Origin of the sequence: Anaerosporobacter sp. (assembly GCF_031551385.1) — a bacterium.
GTDB lineage: Bacteria > Bacillota > Clostridia > Lachnospirales > Lachnospiraceae > Anaerosporobacter.
This window is the reverse complement of the sequence record NZ_JAVBNS010000076.1, coordinates 1-5,358: the sequence shown is the minus strand read 5'-3', so window position 1 is coordinate 5,358 and position 5,358 is coordinate 1. Positions and strand designations below refer to the sequence as shown.

Genomic DNA, 5,358 nt, shown 5'->3' with positions numbered 1-5,358 from the left:
CAAAGAAATAGTGGTAGAGTATTCTTTGTCATTACTCACGCAAGAGAACGTGGAAGTATCACTATTGGAAAACTCTAATTTGCATCGATCTGCCTGCTTCGTAATATGTTTGAGTTGCTTGTCAGATAAAGAGATGCAAGCAAGCTCTGTAAGTTTAGAAAATATAATATCAACAAGTACTTGTGTGAAATCTTCACCACCGAGAAAGTTATCACCAGCAACGGCACGAACTTCAACGATGGAATCAAATAATTCTAATATAGACACATCGAAAGTTCCACCACCTAAGTCGAAAACCAATAGCTTGGCATCTTCTTTTTGTTCATATAGTCCATAGGCGATAGCAGCAGCGGTTGGTTCACTGATAATACGTTCGACTTTTAACCCTGCAAGTTCACCTGCACGCTTTGTTGATTTTCGTTGTTTGTCATTAAAGTAAGCAGGAACACTGATAACTGCCTCTGTGATAGGTTGATTTAGATATACTTCGGCATCTTCTTTTAGTGCTTTTAATATAAAGGAAGATAGCTCTTCGGCAGTAAAAACTTTATCCTCTAATGTATATTCACGATTATTTCCCATATTTCTTTTGAATACAGAGGCGGCTTTATCAGGGGATAAAAGCATCTTTTCGCGTGCAGTTTCGCCAACAAAAACTTGTCCATTATCAATTGCTACGATAGAAGGAGTAAGAGAGTTGTTTAAGCGATTCGGTATAATTTTTGGGCCTTCCTCTGTGAAATACGAGACAAGGCTGTTAGTAGTTCCAAGGTCAATTCCGATAATCATGTATAAGTGCCTCCTAAATCTGTTTTTCTAATTGCTCTAATTGACGTCTACAGATTGTGTAATTGTCATTGTATTGAAGTGCTTTTTGATATTGTTCTTTTGCTTTAATATAGTTACCTTGCACAGCATATACTTTGCCAAGAATAAAGAATGCTTCATAGCATCCAGTTGATAAGCAATTTTTGCAAGGCAAACAATGAATCGCTTCAAGAAGAACTTCCTCGGCTTTTTGGTAATCTAATTGCGCCATGTAAAGGACACCCATGTGGCATAATCGTTTCGCACGACAAGAGTAGAAAGAAGTATAGTTATTAATGCTGTCATATTGCGTCTCTATTAATTTGATGCATTCGAGTGCAGCTTTCTTAGCCTTTCTATATTTACGTAAGTCAAAATAAACATGAGAAAGTTCTAATCTGTGATTAAATTGTTCCCGAAAATCCCCATTTGATGATGTTGTTATCTTGGATAGATATTGTAAAGCCTTATCTGGTTTTCTAAAAGAAAAAAAGAACTCTGCTGCACGAAGAAAAGAAGAGTTTCGCTTTTTATCTTCTCTTAATGCTTTCTCGACATAGTGTAATCCTGTATCGAAGTCGTCCATCTTATCATAAACAAAGGCAAAATTAAAATAGGTATCGATGATATATGCCCCTGATATACTGTAAGCTTTTTCATATAATGTAATTGCTTGGGCAAACAGATGCATCTTTTCGAAAACTTCAGCTTTATCTTCGTAAACCCACATGGAATCCGGAATGCTTTCAATTAATTTATCGTAGCATTCCAAGGCTTTTTCATATTCTCACGTGAGAACATAACAATCAGCTAAGTTACTATGAGGCAAAAGTGATAGTTTTGTAGACATAAGAGAAATTGCCTTTTGAAAGGATTCAATTGCCTCTACATATTTTCTCTGAATCTTTAGGGCATAACCAGAATTATTGTAAGACCAGATGTCATCAGGAGTAAGTTCACGTGCTTTTTTATAGCAATCCAGAGCAAGGTCAAGATCATAACCATCTACATAGAGTAAACCGGTGTGAATATAATGATAAGTGGAAATCTCCTCAGCCAGAATTCGGGAAGCATAGGATTTTGCTGCATTGTATTCTGTAAATTTTCCATGTTTTATATAGCGATTATGATGTAAATCCATAAGTTTCATCATAATAAAGACACTGTTTTCTGCTAGAATAAGTGCTTTTTCGTATTCATATTGAGCTTGTATCTCATTCTCTAACCCCAAATAGCAATCTCCAAGTTTGGTATAGAGGTTAGCAGAGTTGGGATAGTGGCTAATACATTGTTTTAGTTGTATCGTAGCCTCTGGGTAACGTTCTTGATCGACAAAAATATATGCTTTTGTTACATAGTAGAGATTATTTGATGGGTCTTGCTTAATTGCAAGACGAATCTGTTCTAAGGCAAGGTCAAACTGTTTGTTGTCCGCATATGTTTTGGCTAATTCATGATATACATCAGCAAGAGTAAATGTATATTCTTCCTCGACATCAGTAGGAGATTGCATTTGCTTCATTAACGTATTAGAAAGCTTTACAATTGCGTTCGTATCATCTGCGGTCTTTGCAAGCATACGAAGATTCTTTATATGTAAGAAGTCAAGTTCGATAGAAGTATTCTCAAGTTCTTTTGCATGGTTAATAACACTAATGGCATCTTCGTATTGTTGATAGTTGTAATATGTTTTGGCAGCAACAATATATGGCTTCGCATAGTTTGGAACGAGTTCGATTGCATGATGATAATCATCTATAACAGCTCTACCATTTTTCAAATTGTAATAAGCCTCTTGTCTATGAAGATAAGCCATGTAGAACATGTCACTTATTTCAAGAATCTGATTACAGACATCAATACAATCCTCATTGTTTTCCGCTTTTAAATGTGTATAGGCAAGACGTTCCATACTAGTTAAGCGAGAGTTTGTATCTGTGTCTGTCTTGCACGCGATTTCCAAATAAGGAATAGCCTTGTCATAAGCTTTATTGGCTGCATAGTTAATACCAACCAAATAATTGGATTTAGGAAATTCCCTTGGATAGCTTTCATCCTCTTGCATAGTGCTTATTTTTTGTAACCATTGTAGTAGATACATTTCGGTAGAATCATAATCGTTTAACTGGAAGTATATATATCCCTTAAGTTTTGGATAAACAAGATTCTCTTTTTGCTCTTTAGTGAAACTGTCAAGTACAGAAAGACATTGTTCCAAATGCGAGTTTTGGTAGAGGCACCAACAGAGTTCGACCTTTGTATCAAATAAGTCTGGATTGGTTTCTAACTGCTTTGTATATTCTGGAATTAGAGCTTCATTTGCTTTACTTAGCAAAGAATGTGTATGTTCATCTTGTGGAAATTGTCTTAATAATGCAATTGCTGTTTCATTTGCAGAACGATATTGTTTGGTGTGATAGTAGTATTCAATCAGTCCAATATTGGCACCATAATGGTTTTCGTACTTGTCACATAGCGTTTTGTAGAGTGCACCTGCATCATCGTATTTTTCTAATGTCCACATTGATTTTGCAACAAAAAAAGCAACATAATTATTCTCTACGTAAGGCGATAACTTCTGAATCAAATGTTCTGTCTTTTCATAGTCTGCAATGTCAAGAAAATAGCGCATTCTTTCAACATCTATATAAGGATGATAGCTAGAATAGGAATCCAGTACGGCAAATGCACTTTCTATATTTTCATATTGTTTTTGCTCTACCTTTTCTCGTAAAGAAAAATATTCCTGTATATACTCATCTGTATCAGCAACAGATGCATCACTTGTTGTGAAAAGCATAAAATCTAAAAATGTTCCGTTCGTAAGTTGACGCTCTATGTATTTTAGAAAATCGGAAGGAAACTCGTTGGAAAGTTCGTCAAAATCATCAAGGATTCGAAATTCCTTATTAAACAATTCCCATACCGGATTAGGAAGATAGAAGTGATCCATCAGATATGTTAATACTTGTGTTCTCAATTCATACCAAGAATCAAGTCGCTTACACGTATCTTGCTCTAATAAGTCTTCCCATAGTTTTATCGTAATACGTTTTTCAATATTTAGGTAGATGGCATCTAATTCTTTGAGCCAAGAGTCAAGCTCCGTTTCATCTGAAGATAGTTCTTCCTGCGTAGCATGTATTTGTTTTATTGCTTCTTCATAAGCGTTTCTCAGTTCCATAAATCCGGTAGGATTATCCTCAGGATTTACATGAACTAATTGTTTTCTATAGGCATTTTTTATTACTGTTTCATCTTTAGTTGGTTCCAAGTTTAATATTTTCCAAATTTTATTGTTATTCAAGTGAACCATCCTTATGTATGAATAAAGTGTTATGGTTATGCATCTTTTAGGTATTCATATTATAGTATACTACATAAAGTGGGATATAGAAAATAGGTAAAAAGCTATAAAAAAGAATATTTCGAAAAAAGGTGTGAATTTTCGAAATATTCTTTGTAAATTAATTTGATTGTGTTAGATTTCGCATCCATTTATATTTTATAGTACGTGGGAAGCAGATGAAGAATTTTCCGATTTCGTCAGCAGTCACCATTAAGTACACAATATAGATAGGAGCTTTTAATATAGCAGCACCTAAGAATGCCACAGGCAAACCGAATAACCAAGTACCACAAAGATTTGCTTTAAAACAATACGTACTGTCGCCGCCTGCACGAAGAATTCCAACAATAATAGTGAAATTTACAGCACGAAACGGTAGTTCAAAAGCTAGAATATAAAGCATCTTATTCGCATATGCTTGAGATTGTGAACTGATATTGAATAGATGTAATATCATAGGTGCGAATAGGATAAGTATGGTAGCAATGCAAACTGCAAGAATAGGGCTGAAGATTAAGTATTTTTTACAAAACCGTTTTGCTTTTTCTAATTGATTTTGCCCAAGTAGTTTACCAATAATAACACCTGCACTGTTACCAACCCCAATTGATAGTACCAATGCTAACGATTTGATTGTATTTACAATTTGTAGTGCGGCTTGTGATTCTGTGCCAGTGTACTTGTAGGCAATGTTGTAGATGGAATTACCGATGCCATAGATAGCTTCACCAAGAATTACAAAGAACCCATAGCGAAAATAAAGTTTTACTGTCTGAGATTCCATTCGAAAGAATCGTTTTGGGTTTACGGCAATAGGAAGTTTCCTAAGGTAAGTATAACCAAAGATGAATAGGAATTCGACAATACGAGCAATTACAGTTGCAATAGCAGCACCTTCTAGTCCAAGTTTTGGCATACCAAAGTGTCCAAAGATTAAGCAGTAGTTAAGAAACACATTACATAGTAGTGAGATAATAGTTCCAATCATAGGTATATATGCTTTTTGTATACTTCGAAGTGTTGCAACAAAAACATTGCTGAGGGCGGTAACGAGATAGGAATAACCAATAAGTCGTATATATCTTGCGCCACTTTCAATTACAGCTGGGTCTTTTTAATATAGGCGAATAATAGAGTCAGAAAAGAAAATGGAGCTGCATCCCATAATTGTGGCTAAGATGATAACACCTATAATCATAATG

The 5,358-nt window shown here is 35.0% G+C and carries 4 protein-coding genes; all 4 read right to left on the bottom strand.

Annotated elements, in window-relative coordinates:
* A partial coding sequence (locus tag RMR19_RS07570; RefSeq protein ID WP_310602891.1) for an Hsp70 family protein occupies positions 1-789 on the bottom strand: 789 nt, incomplete at its 3' end.
* A 13-nt stretch (positions 790-802) separates the two neighbouring features.
* Positions 803-1,579, bottom strand: coding sequence for a tetratricopeptide repeat protein (locus RMR19_RS07565; protein ID WP_310602890.1), 777 nt, complete (start codon positions 1,577-1,579; stop codon positions 803-805).
* Between the two features lie 15 nt (positions 1,580-1,594).
* Positions 1,595-4,114: a tetratricopeptide repeat protein gene (locus tag RMR19_RS07560; RefSeq protein WP_310602889.1), complete on the bottom strand. Its 2,520-nt coding sequence runs from the start codon at positions 4,112-4,114 to the stop codon at positions 1,595-1,597.
* Between the two features lie 160 nt (positions 4,115-4,274).
* Positions 4,275-5,255 carry an MATE family efflux transporter gene (locus RMR19_RS07555; protein ID WP_310602892.1) on the bottom strand — a complete coding sequence of 327 codons (981 nt, stop codon included), beginning with the start codon at positions 5,253-5,255 and terminating at the stop codon, positions 4,275-4,277.
* Positions 5,256-5,358 lie beyond the last annotated feature (103 nt).